At 64.9% G+C, this 16,464-nt stretch carries 16 protein-coding genes; 12 read left to right on the top strand and 4 right to left on the bottom strand.

Annotation, left to right across the window (positions count from 1 at the left end):
* The first annotated feature begins 34 nt into the window (after positions 1–34).
* From dnaA to IU514_RS04395, 11 genes are all read left to right on the top strand, one after another.
* Positions 35–1,366 carry a chromosomal replication initiator protein DnaA gene (gene dnaA, locus IU514_RS04345; RefSeq protein WP_194929847.1) on the top strand — a complete coding sequence of 444 codons (1,332 nt, stop codon included), beginning with the start codon at positions 35–37 and terminating at the stop codon, positions 1,364–1,366.
* A 338-nt stretch (positions 1,367–1,704) separates the two neighbouring features.
* Positions 1,705–2,805: a DNA polymerase III subunit beta gene (gene dnaN / locus IU514_RS04350; protein WP_194929848.1), complete on the top strand. Its 1,101-nt coding sequence runs from the start codon at positions 1,705–1,707 to the stop codon at positions 2,803–2,805.
* 120 nt (positions 2,806–2,925) lie between these two features.
* Positions 2,926–4,086, top strand: coding sequence for a DNA replication/repair protein RecF (recF, locus tag IU514_RS04355; protein ID WP_194929849.1), 1,161 nt, complete (start codon positions 2,926–2,928; stop codon positions 4,084–4,086).
* Positions 4,087–4,231: 145 nt separating this feature from the next.
* Positions 4,232–6,733 (top strand): DNA topoisomerase (ATP-hydrolyzing) subunit B, encoded by a 2,502-nt coding sequence (gyrB, locus tag IU514_RS04360; RefSeq protein ID WP_194929850.1) that lies wholly within the window; start codon positions 4,232–4,234, stop codon positions 6,731–6,733.
* A 126-nt stretch (positions 6,734–6,859) separates the two neighbouring features.
* A complete protein-coding gene (locus IU514_RS04365; protein ID WP_194929851.1) occupies positions 6,860–7,663 on the top strand; it encodes a M48 family metallopeptidase in 804 nt (267 codons plus the stop codon).
* A 119-nt stretch (positions 7,664–7,782) separates the two neighbouring features.
* Positions 7,783–9,012 (top strand): tetratricopeptide repeat protein, encoded by a 1,230-nt coding sequence (locus IU514_RS04370; protein WP_194929852.1) that lies wholly within the window; start codon positions 7,783–7,785, stop codon positions 9,010–9,012.
* 150 nt (positions 9,013–9,162) lie between these two features.
* Entirely contained in the window at positions 9,163–9,756 is a 594-nt protein-coding gene (locus IU514_RS04375) for an energy transducer TonB (RefSeq protein WP_194929853.1), read from the top strand.
* Between the two features lie 75 nt (positions 9,757–9,831).
* Entirely contained in the window at positions 9,832–10,584 is a 753-nt protein-coding gene (locus tag IU514_RS04380) for a MotA/TolQ/ExbB proton channel family protein (RefSeq protein WP_194929854.1), read from the top strand.
* A gap of 42 nt (positions 10,585–10,626) precedes the next feature.
* Positions 10,627–11,043, top strand: a complete 417-nt coding sequence (locus tag IU514_RS04385) for an ExbD/TolR family protein (protein WP_194929855.1) — start codon at positions 10,627–10,629, stop codon at positions 11,041–11,043.
* A 15-nt stretch (positions 11,044–11,058) separates the two neighbouring features.
* The gene (locus tag IU514_RS04390; RefSeq protein WP_194929856.1) at positions 11,059–11,475 is read left to right on the top strand and encodes an ExbD/TolR family protein; all 417 of its coding nucleotides are present in this window, start codon (positions 11,059–11,061) and stop codon (positions 11,473–11,475) included.
* Positions 11,476–11,630: 155 nt separating this feature from the next.
* Complete coding sequence (locus IU514_RS04395) at positions 11,631–12,035, top strand: ExbD/TolR family protein (protein ID WP_194929857.1); 405 nt, start codon at positions 11,631–11,633, stop codon at positions 12,033–12,035.
* A 9-nt stretch (positions 12,036–12,044) separates the two neighbouring features.
* Here IU514_RS04395 and IU514_RS04400 read toward each other — a convergent pair whose 3' ends face one another.
* The 4 genes from IU514_RS04400 to cls form a co-directional block, all read right to left on the bottom strand.
* On the bottom strand, positions 12,045–12,800 hold the full coding sequence (locus tag IU514_RS04400; protein WP_194929858.1) for a pyridoxine 5'-phosphate synthase: 756 nt from the start codon (positions 12,798–12,800) through the stop codon (positions 12,045–12,047).
* Positions 12,801–12,834: 34 nt separating this feature from the next.
* Positions 12,835–13,326 (bottom strand): hypothetical protein, encoded by a 492-nt coding sequence (locus tag IU514_RS04405; RefSeq protein ID WP_194929859.1) that lies wholly within the window; start codon positions 13,324–13,326, stop codon positions 12,835–12,837.
* 77 nt (positions 13,327–13,403) lie between these two features.
* Positions 13,404–13,664: a hypothetical protein gene (locus IU514_RS04410; RefSeq protein WP_194929860.1), complete on the bottom strand. Its 261-nt coding sequence runs from the start codon at positions 13,662–13,664 to the stop codon at positions 13,404–13,406.
* Between the two features lie 94 nt (positions 13,665–13,758).
* Positions 13,759–15,195, bottom strand: coding sequence for a cardiolipin synthase (gene cls, locus IU514_RS04415; protein WP_194929861.1), 1,437 nt, complete (start codon positions 15,193–15,195; stop codon positions 13,759–13,761).
* 82 nt (positions 15,196–15,277) lie between these two features.
* Here cls and IU514_RS04420 point away from each other — a divergent pair, with 82 nt between their 5' ends.
* On the top strand, positions 15,278–16,366 hold the full coding sequence (locus tag IU514_RS04420; RefSeq protein WP_386760310.1) for a PA0069 family radical SAM protein: 1,089 nt from the start codon (positions 15,278–15,280) through the stop codon (positions 16,364–16,366).
* Positions 16,367–16,464 lie beyond the last annotated feature (98 nt).

The following is a 16,464-nucleotide window of genomic DNA, read 5'->3' on the forward strand; positions in this document are numbered from 1 at the left end:
CTGCAACACAGCAAGAAGAAGACCCGACGAACACATGGAAGCCTGGCCCCGCTGCCTCGAACGCCTCGAAGCCGAATATCCGGCAGAGGACGTCCACACCTGGCTGAAGCCCCTGCAGGCCACGCAACGCGACGACATCACCGTTCTCTACGCGCCGAACGCCTTCGTCGTCGAGCACGTACGCGAGCGTTACCTGGCAAGAATCCGCGAACTGCTGCTGCACTTTGCAGGCACGCAGGAAGTCAGCCTGGAAGTGGGTTCGCTGCCGCGTGCCGCCAAGCCCGCCAACGACATCCCCGCGCCACGTCCGGTGCCGGTGTCCGGTGCGGCCGCCGAGCCCTTCCAGGGCAATCTCGACAACCATTACACCTTTGAGAACTTCGTCGAGGGCCGCAGCAACCAGCTCGGCCGCGCCGCGGCGTGGCAGGCTGCGCAGAAGCCAGGCGAACGTGCACACAACCCGTTGCTGCTGTACGGCGGCACCGGTCTGGGCAAGACGCATCTGATGTTCGCCGCCGGCAACGCGATGCGCACGAACAATCCGGGCATGCGCGTGATGTACCTGCGCTCGGAACAGTTCTTCAGCGCGATGATGAAGGCGCTGCAGGACAAGGCGATGGATCAGTTCAAGCGCCAGTTCCAGCAGGTCGACGCGCTGCTGATCGACGACATCCAGTTCTTCGCCGGCAAGGACCGCACGCAGGAGGAGTTCTTCCACACCTTCAACGCGCTGTTCGACGGCAAGCAGCAGATCATCCTGACCTGCGACCGCTATCCGCGCGAAGTGGAAGGCCTGGAGCCGCGCCTGAAGTCGCGCCTGGCCTGGGGCCTGTCGGTGGCGATCGAGCCGCCGGACTTCGAGACGCGCGCTCAGATCGTGCTGTCGAAGGCGCGCGAGCGCGGCGCCAACATTCCCGAGGAAGTCGCGTTCCTGCTGGCCAAGAAGATGCGCAGCAACGTGCGTGACCTGGAAGGCGCGCTCAACACGCTGACCGCCCGCGCCAACTTCACCGGTCGTGCCATTACGCCGGAGTTCGCCCAGGAAACCCTGCGCGACCTGCTGCGTGCCCAGCAGCAGGCCATCGGCATCCCCAACATCCAGAAGACCGTGGCAGACTACTACGGCCTTCAGATCAAGGACTTGCTGTCGAAGCGGCGGACCCGTTCGCTGGCCCGGCCTCGCCAGATGGCGATGGCGCTGACCAAGGAACTGACCGAGCACAGCCTGCCCGAGATCGGCGACGCCTTTGCCGGACGCGATCACACCACCGTGCTGCATGCCTGCCGGCAGATCCGCACGCTGATGGAAACCGACGGCAAGCTGCGCGAGGACTGGGACAAGCTGATCCGCAAGCTCAGCGAATGACGGCATCCAGCCGGGCGTTCGTGTCGAGTGCGGCGTGTGTGGGGATAGCCTAGCGGGACAGCAGCACGTCCCGCAAAGGACAAAAATGGGGATCGTCGACGTACAAACTGTGGACAACTCGGCGCCCGGCGCCGGCGCTCAAAATTATCCACAGCTTGTTCCGACCTTCCACAGCAAGTTCCACCAGGGTTTTGCGTCCGATAAAAGTCTTTAAAAACAAAAACCTAGACGTGTTTTCCCGGGTTTTTGGCTGCTCCATCACCACCATGCTTTTGATTTATTCCACTTATTAGTTTTGGGTTTGCCGCCCATATCGAAACGGGGTCAAAGGGGTCCGCATGCGTTTCAGCCTGCAACGCGAAGTGTTCCTGAAGCCGTTGGCGCAAGTCGTCAATGTCGTAGAACGCCGGCAAACCCTGCCGGTCCTCGCCAATCTCCTGGTCCAGGTGAAGAACGGACAGTTGTCCCTGACCGGCACCGACCTCGAAGTCGAGATGGTCTCGCGCATCCTTGTCGATGACCCGCAGGACGGCGAAACCACGATCCCGGCACGCAAGCTGTTCGAGATCGTTCGTGCCCTGCCCGACGGCAGCAAGGTCACCGTCAGTCAGACCGCCGAGAAGATCACCGTGCAGGCCGGACGCTCCCGCTTCACGCTGTCGAGCCTGCCTGCGAACGACTTCCCGTCGATCGACGAAGTCGAAGCCACCGAGCGCGTACGCGTGCCGGAAGCCGCCTTGAAGGAGCTAATCGAACGCACGGCGTTCGCGATGGCCCAGCAGGACGTGCGCTATTACCTCAATGGCCTGCTGTTCGACCTGCGCGAGAACAGCCTGCGCTGCGTCGCCACCGACGGTCATCGCCTGGCGCTCTGCGAAGCCGAGTTCGAAGGCGGTGCGCAGACCAAGCGCCAGATCATCGTGCCTCGCAAGGGCGTGCAGGAACTTCAGCGACTCCTCGAAGGTGGCGATCGCGAGCTCGAGCTGGAAATGGGCCGTGGCCACATCCGGGTCAAGCGCGATGACGTGACCTTTACCAGCAAGCTGATCGATGGTCGCTTCCCCGATTACGAAGCCGTGATCCCGATTGGCGCGGATCGCGAAGTGAAGATCGACCGTGAAATCCTGCGTGCCGCACTGCAGCGCGCCGCGATTCTGTCCAACGAGAAGTACCGCGGCGTGCGCGTCGAGGTGTCTCCGGGCCAGCTGAAGATCAGCGCGCACAATCCGGAGCAGGAAGAAGCGCAGGAAGAGGTCGAGGCCGACACGAAGGTCGACGACCTGGCGATCGGCTTCAACGTGAACTACCTCCTCGACGCACTGACCGCGCTGAAGGACGAGCACGTGGTTATTGCCCTCCGTGATGCGAATTCGTCTGCCCTGGTCCGCGAGGCGGCCAACGAGCGTTGTCGCCACGTGGTGATGCCGCTCCGGCTTTGATGTTTCACGTGGAACAGAACCAGCAGAGCGCCCGGCACACGCCGGGCGTTTTGTTTTGCTGGTTCAAACGTCCCGTCTCGCATCCCGGGCTGTACTTGCAGTCCCCATTAAACTGACCGGATGCACGTAACCCGACTCGATATCCGCGGCCTGCGGCGCTTCGCCGACATCCGGCTGGATCCCGCGCCAGGCATCAACCTGATCACTGGCGAGAACGGCGCCGGCAAGACCAGTGTGCTCGAGGCCCTGCACCTGATGGCTTACGGGCGCAGCTTCCGTGGGCGGGTTCGCGACGGCCTGATCCGTGTGGGGGATCCTGCGCTGGAGATATTCGTCGAGTGGCAGGACGGATCCAGCGGTACCGCCCAGGGCCCGGGCAACGGGGGCACCGGTCGCCTGCGTCGCGCAGGCCTGCGCCACAGCGGGCAGGATTGGACGGGACGCCTGGATGGTCGCGAGGTAGACCAGCTCGGTGACTTGTGCGCTGCCCTCGCCGTCGTGAGCTTCGAGCCCGGAAGCCATGCTTTGATCACTGGAGGCAGCGAGTCCCGCCGGCGCTACCTGGATTGGGGCTTGTTCCACGTGGAACCTGAGTTTCTGGCGCTGTGGCGCCGCTACGCCCGTGCCTTGAAGCAACGAAACGCCCTGCTCAAACGGCACGCACGGGCCGGTGAAGTCGAAGCCTGGGACAGAGAACTGGCCGAAGCAGGCGAACCGCTTGGTCGCTACCGTCAGTTGTACCTGGAATCCCTGCAGCCGCATGTTGCTGGACTGGCGAGGGACCTGGCGCCGGCCTTGGGCGAGGTAACCCTGGAGTATCTGCCCGGATGGCGACGGGACCAGCTCTCGCTGGCGGATGCCCTCCTGGTGGCGCGGGATCGCGATCTGGCGGCCGGGCATACCTCGGTCGGGCCTCATCGAGCCGACTGGCGCATCGCGTTTACCGGAATTCCGGGCCGCGAAGCGTTATCTCGCGGCCAGGCGAAGCTCACGGCCCTGGCAACCCTGCTGGGTCAGGCGGAACACCATGCCGCGGCGCGCCAGGACTGGCCCGTGGTGGCGCTGGACGACCTGGCCTCGGAGCTGGACCGCAATCATCAGCAACGAGTCCTAGAACGGCTCCGTGCGAGCGGTGCCCAGGTACTCATCACCGGGACGGAGCTCCCCGCTGGACTGGGAGCGGCAAATGCGGGGTTCCGGAGGTTCCACGTGGAACATGGGCTTATGGGTAACCCTGAAGATCTCGCTCCGTCGGTACCGACTGCCCGGTCAGCGCCCTGACTGCCCCCTTGGCAACCGCCTGGAGCCTTCAGAAAGGCGGCTCCGGCCTGGTGGACGCGCCCTGTTATACTCCCGGGAACACTTTAGCTAATGTGTCTTAGACGCGCCCGGCTTCGCCCGGTCGCGTCCCGGAGCCTGTTGCCGCATGACCCAGACCGAGCACGATCCCTCGCAGAGCCAGGAAGGCACGAACCCGTCGTCCGCCACCGCCCCATCCCAGACTTACGACTCCAGCAAGATCACAGTGCTGCGTGGTCTGGAGGCTGTGCGCAAGCGTCCGGGCATGTACATCGGCGACGTCCATGACGGCACCGGTCTGCACCACATGGTGTTCGAGGTGGTCGACAACTCGATCGACGAGGCCCTCGCCGGCCACGCGACCGAGGTCAATGTCATCCTGCACGAGGATGGCTCGGTTTCCGTGTCCGACAACGGCCGCGGCATCCCTGTCGACATCCACAAGGAAGAAGGCGTTTCCGCGGCCGAGGTGATCCTCACCGTGCTGCACGCCGGCGGCAAGTTCGACGACAACAGCTACAAGGTTTCCGGCGGCCTGCACGGCGTCGGCGTGTCGGTGGTCAACGCCCTGTCCGAGCATCTGTGGCTGGACATCTGGCGCGACGGTCACCACCACCAGCAGGAGTACGCCCTCGGCGAGCCAATCTACCCGCTGAAGCAGCTGGAAGATTCGACCAAGCGCGGCACCACCCTGCGCTTCAAGCCGGCAGTCGACATCTTCACGGATGTCGAATTCCATTACGACATCCTCGCCCGTCGCCTGCGCGAGCTGTCGTTCCTCAATTCCGGCGTGCGCATCACCCTGACCGACATGCGCCCGCAGGATGGCGGCGGTGAGGGCAAGCGCGATGTGTTCGAGTACGAGGGCGGCATCCGCTCCTTCGTCGAGCACCTGGCCCAGCTCAAGAACCCGCTGCACCCGAATGTAATCTCAGTCTCTGGTGAGATGAATGGCATCACTGTGGACGTCGCCCTGCAATGGACCGACGCCTATCAGGAAACGATGTTCTGCTTCACCAACAACATCCCTCAGAAGGATGGCGGTACCCATTTGATTGGCTTCCGCGCTGCGCTCACCCGCACGCTGACCAACTACATCGAGCAGAACGGCATCGCCAAGCAGGCCAAGGTGGCGCTGTCGGGCGACGACATGCGCGAAGGCATGATCGCGGTGTTGTCGGTGAAGGTGCCGGACCCGAGCTTCTCCTCGCAGACCAAGGAAAAGCTGGTCAGTTCGGAAGTGCGTCCGGTCGTGGAGAACACGTTCGGTGCGCGCCTTGAGGAGTTCCTGCAGGAACACCCGAACGAAGCGCGCGCGATCGCCGGCAAGATCGTCGATGCCGCCCGCGCTCGCGAAGCCGCGCGCAAGGCGCGCGACCTGACGCGCCGCAAGGGTGCGCTCGATATCGCCGGCCTGCCCGGCAAGCTCGCCGACTGCCAGGAGAAGGACCCGGCGCTGTCCGAACTCTTCATCGTCGAGGGTGACTCGGCAGGTGGCTCGGCCAAGCAGGGCCGCAACCGCAAGACGCAGGCGATCCTTCCGCTGAAGGGCAAGATCCTCAATGTCGAGCGTGCGCGTTTCGATCGCATGCTGGGCAGCGCCGAGGTCGGTACGCTGATCACCGCGCTCGGTACCGGCATCGGCAAGGACGAGTACAACCCGGACAAGCTGCGCTACCACCGCATCATCCTGATGACCGACGCCGACGTCGACGGCAGCCACATCCGCACGCTGCTGCTGACGTTCTTCTACCGGCAGATGCCGGAGTTGATCGAGCGCGGCCACGTCTACATCGGCCTGCCGCCGCTGTACAAGATCAAGCAGGGCAAGAACGAGCTGTACCTCAAGGACGATGCAGCGCTCGATGCCTACCTCGCCAACAGCGCGGTCGAAGGCGCGTCGCTGGTGCCCGCCACCAACGAACCTGCGATCGAAGGCACGCAGCTGGAGAAGCTGCTGCTGGCCTATGCCGGCGCGCGCGAAACCATCTCGCGCAACGCGCACCGTTACGATCCCAGCGTGCTCGAAGCGCTGATCGATGCGATCCCGCTCGATGCGACTGCGCTTGCCGACCATGCCGCACTGCGCCGCGAGTTCGACGCGCTGGAAGCGCGCCTCAACCGCACCGGTCTGGGCAAGCCGCGCTACAAGCTGGAACTGCACGACGGCGGTGAAGCCCATGCGGGCCATGCGGCGCTGCTGGTCAAGCGCATGCACATGGGCGAAGAGCTGACCCAGGTGCTGCCGTTGTCTGCGTTCGACACCGGCGAGTTGCGTGGTGTGCGTGAAGCCGCGTCGCTGCTGCATGGCCTGGTGCGCGAAGGCGCGCAGATCGTGCGCGGCAACCGCGCCCAGCCCATCGCGAGCTTCGCCGAAGCCCAGGCATGGCTGCTCGAGGAGGCCAAGAAGGGCCGCCAGATCCAGCGCTTCAAGGGCCTGGGTGAAATGAATCCCGAGCAGCTGTGGGACACCACGGTGAATCCGGAGACGCGACGCCTGTTGCAGGTGCGCATCGAAGATGCCGTCGCCGCCGACCAGATCTTCTCGACGCTGATGGGTGATGTGGTCGAACCGCGCCGCGAGTTCATCGAGGACAACGCGCTCAAGGTCGCCAACCTCGACGTCTGAGGCTGCGCGACTACCAATGGCTCCGCTCGAACGGCCCCGCGGGCGGGGCCGGCTGCCGACGTCACATTGACGGTCCATTAATCCGGCGCGGGCTACAAACGCATATCTGAATCCGGGACTTCAAGAATGAAGCCACTCCTGCTCGGGCTTTCCATGGCGGCCGTGCTGGTCGCCTGCGCCACCACCACCTCGCCCACCGGTCGCAAGCAATACGTCGGCGCGGTTCCCCAAGGGCAGCTCGATCAGCTCGGGGTGCAGGAGTTCGAAAAGGCCAAGCAGCAGAAGCCGCTGAGCAACGATGCGCGCCTGAACGCCTACGTGCGTTGCGTCGTCAATGACATCACGCGGGAACTGCCGCCGGGCTGGCAGGCGCAATGGGAAACCGCGCTGTTCGTCGATGAGTCGCCGAACGCGTTCGCGCTGCCGGGAGGCAAGGTCGGCGTGAACACCGGCATCTTCACGGTGGCCAAGAACCAGGACCAGCTGGCGACGGTCATCGCCCACGAGATTGGGCACGTGGTTTCGCGTCACCACGACGAACGCATCACCCGTCAGCAGGGCACCTCGACGCTGCTCGGCATCGGCAGCGCGATCCTTGGCTCGGCCTACGGTTCCGGTGCGGGCAATGCGGCCGGCCAGATCGGCGGCGCGGCGGCGCAGACCTTCTACCTGCTGCCGAACTCACGCGAACAGGAGAGCGAGGCCGATGTCGTCGGTCAGAAACTGGCTGCCGAGGCCGGCTTCGATCCGCGCCAGGCCGTCAACCTCTGGCAGAACATGATTGCGGCGGGTGGAAGCCGCCCTCCCCAGTGGCTTTCGACGCACCCGGACCCGCAGTCGCGCATCAATGAACTGAGTGGCCGCGCCGCGGCGCTCATGCCGGTATACGAACAGGCCCGCGCAGCCGGCCATACGCCGAAGTGTGGTTGAAACCGCCAGATTTCACCTAGTAAACCCGTTTCGCACGGCCGTACGTTCTGATAGCGTGACGACCCTTTCGCCCATACAGCTTCGTCACCTGGCGTGACTGCAGAATCAATTTTCGAGGTATGCACATGAGCCACTCTTCCGCCCGGAACCGGTCCTTCCTCGCTGCCGCCATCGGTGCCGTGCTGGCGTTTGGTGCGCTGAGCCAGGTGCATGCCCAGACTGCCCAGGACCGCGCGCAGGAACGCCGCGATCGTCAGGCGCAGAAGAACCAGGGCAAGGCGGCGGCGCCCGCGGCAAACCAGTACCCCAATGCCACGCGCCAGGAACCGCCTGCCAAGGCCTCGGCCAAGGTCACGCCGAAGCTCCAGAAGATGATGAAGGCCTATGACGACGACAAGGGCGCAGACGCCCGCGCCATCGCCGACGAAATCCTCGCCAACGAAGCCGCCAACGCCTATGACAAGTCTTTCTCGGCGCAGATCGCTGGTCAGATCGCCTACGAGGCCGACGACGCGGCCGCCGCGCTGAACTATTGGAACAAGGCGCTGGAATCCAACGGCCTGGACAACAACAGCCACTTCAACCTGATGTTCACCGTGGCCCAGGTGCAGCTGCAGGAAGACAAGTACACCGAGTCGCTGGCGACGGTCGACCGCTTCCTCAAGGAGTCGGGCAGCCAGAAGCCGGAGCAGCTGATCGTCAAGGGCAACGCCCTGTATCGCCTGGAGCGTTATCCGGAAGCCGCGGCCGTGCTGAAGCAGGCCATCGACGCCAGCCCCGAGCCCAAGGCCGAGTGGCAGCAGTTGCTGATGGCTGCCTACGCCGAAGCCGGCCAGGGCGGCGAAGCCACCAAGATGGCCGAGGCCGTTGCCGCCAAGAACCCGAACGACAAGCGTGCCCAGCTCAACCTGGCCGTGATCTACCAGCAGAATGACCAGTTCGACAAGGCCGCGGCCGTGCTGGAGAAGATGCGTGCTTCCGGCCAGCTGACCGAAGACAAGGAATACCGCCAGCTCTACGCCTCCTACCTGAATATGGACGGCAAGGAGAAGGAAGCGGTGACGGTCATCAACGACGGCCTGCAGAAGGGCATCCTGAAGCCGGATTACCAGACCTATCTGGCGATGGCGCAGGCGTATTATTTCTCCGACCAGGTGGCACCGGCGATCGACGCCTACAAGAAGGCTGCCCCCCTGGGTCCGGACGGCGAGACCTACCTCAATCTCGCCCGCGTGCTGTGGCAGGAAGACCGCATTCCCGAGGCCAAGGAAGCCGCAAAGCAGGCGATCGCCAAGGGCGTTAAGAAGCCCGACGACGCCAAGAAGATTCTGGCACTGCCGGCGAAGTAACCGGCATCACGGAATTGCTGCAACCGGCTTGGAACTACGCCGCCGGTTTGGTATATCCTAGGAGGTTCCCGCGACCACGTTCGGCCGCGGGGATCGTTTGACGGCCCCGCGGCGCCTCGGCGTCCGGAGACACTTCCTGAGCTACGGCGCATGACGCAAGACTTCGAAATCCATAAGAAAGATGACGACCGCGAAGGGCTGAACTGGGCGCGCATCGCCGGTATCACCATGGCGATCGCCGTGCATGCCGCAGCACTGCTTCTGCTGCTGGCTCCGATGGCGCCGCCGGCGCAGGACCAGCAGGAAGAAGAAGTCACCTTCGTAAACATTATCAAGCCGCCGCGTCCGTCCCCGGTTCCGCCGCCGCCGGAAGAGCCGCCGATCGTGGTCGACGAGCCGTCGCCGGTCGACGTGGCCGCTCCGCCGCCGTCGCCGCCGTCGCCGCCCGCCGCGGTGGCTGACATCGGTTCGAGCGTGGACCCCTCGTCCAAGCGCCTGAATCCGCCCAAGTATCCGCCGACCGAGGCCCGCCAGGGCGTGGGTGGCACGGTTGTGCTGGTGATTACCCTCGACGGACAGGGCAACGTGCTCAACGTCGAAGTCGAGAAGTCCAGCCGCAACCGCAACCTGGACCGCGCCGCAATGGAAGCCGCTCGGAAATGGAAGTTCAACCCGGAAATGCGTAACGGCGTCGGTGTACAGAGCCGCGTCCGCGTCCCGGTCGATTTCGTCCCGCCGACCTGATCGGGGTCACGGAACGAGTTCTAAGCAACAAGCACTAACTTTTATTCCTTTCCACGATATCCAAAGGTAAGCGTCATGCTGCAGGAAACCACCACCGCCGCTGCTACCGGGGGCTCGAACGCTGAAGCCCTCCAGCAGATGAGCTTCTCGCATCTGTTGCAAAACTTTGACTTCGTCGGCTGGGTCGTGTTCATCACGCTCGCCATCATGTCGGTTCTGTCGGTCTACTGGATCGTCGTGAACTTCATCAAGAACATGCGTCTGCGCGCCAATTCGGACCGCGTCGTCAGCACGTTCTGGGAAACGCCGAACGCGCAGGACGCCATCCGCTTCATGGAAGAGCAGGGCCGCAGCGAGCCGTTCTCGAAGATCGCGCTCGACGCCGCCCAGGCTGCCGCTCACCACCAGCGCCACGAAGGTTCGCGCCTGGTCGAGTCGCTGAACCGTTCGGAGTTCGTGGACCGCGCCCTGCGCCAGGCCGTGACCCGCGAGTCGATGAAGCTCGAGAGCGGCCTGACCGTGCTCGCCACCGTCGGTTCGACCGCTCCGTTCGTCGGTCTGCTCGGTACCGTGTGGGGCATCTACCACGCCCTGCTGCGCCTCGGCGCCAGCGGTGAGTCGTCGATCCAGGCCGTTGCCGGCCCGGTGGGTGAAGCGCTGATCATGACCGCCATCGGTCTGTTCGTCGCCATCCCGGCGGTGCTGTCGTACAACTTCTTCGTGCGCCTGAACCGCGTCACGAACAACAAGTTCGACACCTTCGCCCACGACCTGCACGACTTCTTCGCCACCGGTTCGCGCGTTGGCGAGCAGGCCGGCAAGCGCTAATCCGCAGTAACGTCTTCATCTTCGTGTAGTTGGAGTTCGGAAATGGCCTTCAGTTCAGGCAACGATAGCGGCGGCCCGATGGCCGAAATCAACGTCACCCCCCTCGTGGACGTGATGTTGGTGCTGCTGATCATCTTCATGATCACGGCACCGCTGATGACGCATAAGATCCAGGTCAAGCTGCCTGAGGCCAATCTGGACGAGAAGGCCAAGGAGACGAAGACGCCGCCGATTACCGTCGCGGTGCAGGAGAACGGCTCGTTGTATTGGAACGACGAGCCGATCACCCGCGACCTCCTCGAGAGCCGTCTCTCGATCGAGGCGCAGAAGACCCCGCAGCCGCAGCTCAACATCCGTGGCGACCAGACCACCAAGTACCGCGTCATCGCGGAGGTGGCGAAGGTTGCCCAGACGCAGGGCATGCGCAAGGTCGGCTTCGTGGCCAAGAAAGAACACTGATTGGAGATTTGACTCATGGCTTTCGCTTCAGGCTCCAGCAGTGGCGCGATGTCCGACATCAACGTCACGCCCCTCGTGGACGTGCTGTTGGTGCTGCTGATCATCTTCATGGTGACGGCGCCGACGTTGACCTACCCGATCGACGTCAACCTGCCCCAGAAGTCGCTTAACCCGCCGCCCCAGGTGAAGGAGCCGCCGCCGCCGATCAGGCTGCGCATCGACGCCACGGGCCAGGTGTACTGGAACGACGCACCGCAGCCGATGTCTGTGATCCAGAATCTGATGGAAGTCGAGGTCAACCGCGACCCGACCAACCAGCCGATGCTGGAGATCGACACGAACCCGGATGCGAATTACGGCGTGCTGGCCAAGGTTCTGGCCCATGCCAAGAACGCAAAGATGGAAAAGATCGGCTTCGTCCAGAACGACTGATCCACGGACAAGGTCGATCGACAAAAAAATATTGTCGTGATGCTTACCTGTCGTGAAAACGCCGCCTTCGGGCGGCGTTTTTTTTTGCCCTCTTGCCGACCGGCTCGGTGCAGGCGTAGCGTGGAGTCGGGCATGGGGCCCCAGGAGGTTGCGCTATGGCCGTCTCCGCTTTCCCGTCCGACTCCCGCCAACGCCGCGACGTCGCGGAAATCAACATCACTCCACTGGTCGATGTATTGCTGGTCCTGCTGGTGATCTTCATGGTTACCGCCCCCGCCATGACCGGGCGCATGGACCTCAGGCTTCCACAAGCGGCGCCGCCGGATCAACGTGAACCACCGCCGCGTGTCGAGTTGCGCGTGCAGGCTCATGGCGGATATCTGCTCGACGGCCGCGCGATTGCCGCAGATGAACTACCCGATGCCTTGAACACCGTGGCACGCGCGGAACCTTCGAGCATCCTGCAGATCTCGGCCGCGGATGACGCCGACTACCAGGCGTTCGCAAGCGCTTTAGCGCAGGCGCAGCGCAGTGGCCTCAGCAACATCTCGATGCAATGACGCCCTGCGTCAACGAGAAGCCGTGAGTATCTGGAGGTAATGGCGAATGGTCGCGTCGAGGCCCTCGTACAGGGCCTCGCCGATCAGGGCGTGTCCGATCGAGACCTCGAGGACCGAGGGCACTTCGCGCACGAACACAGCGAGGTTGTCCTGACTCAAGTCGTGACCGGCATTGATGCCGAGGCCCGCAGCAGACGCACGGCGGGCGGCATCCGCATAACGCGCTACGGCCTGTGGCTGCGAAGGCGTGCCGTAGGCTTCGGCATACGGACCGGTGTAAAGCTCGATGCGATCGGCGCCCACTTCGGCGGCGACATTGAAATCGCCGGATTCCGCATCGGCAAACAAGCTCACCCGGCAGCCCAGCGATTTCAGCTCCGCCACGAGCGGACGCAGCGCCTCGCCGTCGCGGCGGAAATCGAAACCATGGTCCGACGTGATCTGTCCGTCGCTGTCGGGAACCAGGGTGGCCTGTGCGGGACGCACGCGCCGGCAAAGCTCGATGAAGCCGGGGTATCCCTGTCGCGCCGGCGCGAACGGATTGCCTTCGAGGTTGTACTCGACGCCGCGCTCGCGCGTGAGTTCGCCCAGTGCAAGTACGTCGTCGGAACGTATGTGGCGCGCGTCCGGACGCGGGTGCACGGTGATGCCATGCGCACCGGCATCCAGGCAGGTGCGTGCGGCATGGACCACGTCCGGCTCCAGGCCCCCGCGCGAGTTGCGCAACACCGCAATCTTGTTGACGTTGACGCTGAGGAACGTCATCGGTGCATCCGGCCGCGTCGAAGATCGCGCGAGTTTACCGGCATGCCTCGGTGCTTTGGTGATAGACCACCGGCTCCCAGTACTTCTTGTCGTACAGGCTGGCGCTCTTCAGATCGAGCAGATGCGCCGCGATCATGTACGTCGTGTTGGGCTTCACGTCGATCTCGAGCGTCTTCGACAGGTCGCGGCCGGAGCCGCGCTGGCGCAGCTGCAGATCGTTGAACTCGATCGGGTCGATCAGCTCGATGACCGTCAGCGTGTGCGGTCCGGCCGTGACGCGGTAGCCGGGCTGGGTCGGGCCGGCCAGCTTGCCGTCGATCTCGAGCACGCGGGCACGGAACAGGTCGTTGCTGCGCGAGGCGGCATTGAAGGTGCTGATCCTGCCGCACCCCGCCGAAGCTGCGGGCGTGTCGGCCTGGCCGGCGGGCGGCGAACCGGGTTCCTGGCTGCCCGCCTGGGCGATGCCGGCACCAGCGGCCAGGCACACCAGGGACAGCGCAAGGCGGACCATCGGAGGGGCTTTCATGGGCGATCTCCGGACACGCGTCTGATGCGCCGGATGCTAGCGCGGCCGCCGGGGCGCTCCGCGTGAACGCCGGAGATTCAGGCGGCCGGCGGAGCCGGCGGCTGCCCGGAATTGCGGCGTGCTTCGGCTTGCGCGCGCAGCCGGCGCAGTTCCTCGGGATCGATCATGGCGGCGGTGTCGCGGCTGCGGCTGCCGACACGCTGGGCCACCAGCGACAGCACCCAGGCCAGCAGCAGGCCGAGTGCCAGCAGCAGGCTGATCACGAGGACAGCGACCGAGGTCGTCTTGAACGCGACCGCGAACGCGGCGAGGGCAAGTAGCAGATAGAGCCAAGGCATCGCGACGATGCTCCAGAAACGGTCGGACAGGCACCAGAAGTGTAACGCGGGTCAGCGCTGCGGGAACTATCCAACCACCCGTCCGGGCGTTGCGTCACAACAGCGGGGATACCAGGCGGGCGAGCGCTTCGGGCAGGCGGGTCCGCCACAGCGGTTGCGGGCGATGCTCGTGCACCCGCGGCGCCAGGCTGCACTCGCTCTGGATCAGTCGGGCGAGTTCGCCGACCAGTGGCTTGTCGCGGAACATCACCGACATCTCGAAGTTCAGGCGGAAGCTGCGATGGTCGAAATTGGCGCTGCCGATGATGGCCAGGTCGTCGTCGCAGAGCAGTGCCTTGCTATGCATCATGCGCGGACCGTACTCGTGGACCTTCACCCCGGCTTCCAGCAGCTCGTCGAAGTAGGAGCGCGCGGCCAGCGTGACCAGCAGGCTGTCGCAGCGCCGCGGCACCAGCAGGCGTACGTCCAGGCCACCCAGCGCCGCCGAGGTGAGTGCCATCCGCGCGGCCTCGCCGGGCACGAAGTAGGGAGTCACCAGCCAGACCCGGCGCTGCGCCGAATAGATCGCCCCCACGTGCAGGCGGTGAATGGCTTCCCAGCTCGAATCCGGGCCCGACACCAGCACCTGCGTGGCGATCGTTCCGGCACGCGGTGCCGGGTGCTGCAGCTTCAATGGAGGCTGGCCGGTCGCATAGGCCCAGTCCTCGACGAACACCAGCTGCAGCTCCCGCACCACGTCGCCCTCCAGGCGCAGGTGCAGGTCGCGGTAGGCGTCCGCGCGCAGGCGTTCGTCTTCCTCGTCGGTGATGTTGATGCCACCGGTGAAGCCGATCTTGCCGTCGATGATCACCACCTTGCGGTGCGTGCGCAGGTTCAGCCAGGGCCGTTTCCAGAACCAGTGCAGCTTCATCGGATGGAACCAGGCCACCTCGCCGCCGGCATCGACCAGGGGTTGCAGGAACCGTTGCTTGGTCTTGCCCGAACCGACCGCATCGAGCAGTAGCCGAACATGCACGCCCGCGCGCGCCCGCTCGATGAGCGCTTTAAGCAGCGCCGTGCCGGTGCGGTCGGGCAGGAAGATGTAGTACTCGAGATGGACATGCTCGCGCGCCGTGGCGACGGCTTCGAGCAGCGCGGTGTACTTGGCCGCTCCGTCGACCAGCAGCCGGGCGCGGGTGGCGGTCGTCGGCGGTAGCCCGGTCGTGGCCTGGGCGATCTTGGCCAGCTCTATCGCGTCGGGTCCGGGCTGCAGGCCCGGCGGGGGCGCCGGCAGCGCGGCGCGGGCGCGGACACGCCGCATGCGATGGCGCTCGATGCGCTGTGGCCCCAGGAAGTAATAGACCACGAAGCCGACGAAGGGCAGCGCCGCCAGGCTGATGAGCCAGCTCAGCGTCGCCACCGGCTCGCGCTTCTGCAGGACGATCCACAGGCCCAGCCAGATCACATAGCCCAGCCAGGCCAGCGCCAGGTACAGCCCCACGTTCGGGATCGAAGTGATCGCGTGCCACGTGTCCTGCAGGGCTTGGGGCATGCGCTGGGACTCCTTGTCGGACAGGACGGACTGGTGTTGGCCGTCTCATGGGATGCGATGGCGACGGCGTAGGCTAAGCCGCATGGAGGACGCCCGCAAAGCCCAGGCACCGATCAAAGGCCGCGGCGCCGCCTCGCGCGTCGACGGCCGCTACGCCGTGACAGTGGCCTGCGGCGAGGACGATGGCTGGGGCTCGGTCTACGAGGGGATGGAAGCACCGCCCCGCCTGGACACGCACGTCACCGAAGAGCGCGCGCGTTCGATCATCAGCCGCAACGACTCGCCGGACATCGGCTTCGCGCAGTCGATCAATCCGTACCGCGGTTGCGAGCACGGCTGTGTGTACTGTTTCGCGCGGCCGTCACACGCCTACCTCGATCTCTCGCCCGGGCTCGACTTCGAGACCCGTTTGTTCGCCAAGACCAACGCGGCCGAGCGCCTGCAGGCAGAACTCGCGCGCCCCCGCTATCAATGCGCGCCGATCGCGCTGGGCATCAACACCGATGCCTACCAGCCGATCGAACGCCGCTACCGCATCACGCGTTCGCTGATCGAGGTGCTCGATGCGTGCTCGCATCCTTTCAGCCTGATCACCAAGAACTCGGCGGTGCTGCGTGACATCGACCTGCTCGCATCGATGGCGCGACGTCAGTTGGTGACGGTCTACTTCTCGGTAACCACGCTCGACAACCGGCTCTCTGCGCGCATGGAGCCCCGGGCGGCGGCGCCCCATTCGCGGTTGAAGGCGATGCAGGCCTTGTCCGACGCGGGCGTGCCGGTCGGTGTCATGGTCGCGCCGGTGATACCGATGATCAACGACAGCGAGATCGAACAGATCCTCGAGGCCGCATGTGCGCATGGCGCACGTTCGGCAGGCTATGTGCTGCTGCGCCTGCCGCACGAGCTCAAACAGGTTTGGCGCGAATGGCTGCAGTTGCACTATCCGGACCGGGCCGAACACGTGATGAGCCTGATCCAGCAGATGCGCGGCGGCAAGGATTACGACAGCGCCTTCGGCACGCGAATGCGCGGCACTGGCCCGTTCGCGCAGCTGATCGAGCAGCGCTTCGCCAAGGCGCACCGTCGCCTTGGTTTTGGGCGCCTGCCGCCCTTGGATACGAGCCGCTTCGTAGCGCCACGCAGCCCCTCGCCACAGGGCGAGCTGTTCTGATGCCTCTCCTGGCTGAACGTGCAGGCGGGGGGATCAGCCAGGGCCACGCGATATGCAAGGGCCGCATTCCCCCGCAGAGAGCTGCTCACCCGCGCCAG

Origin of the sequence: Lysobacter niastensis, from assembly GCF_015453285.1 — a bacterium.
Classification (GTDB): Bacteria; Pseudomonadota; Gammaproteobacteria; order Xanthomonadales; family Xanthomonadaceae; genus Lysobacter_J; species Lysobacter_J niastensis.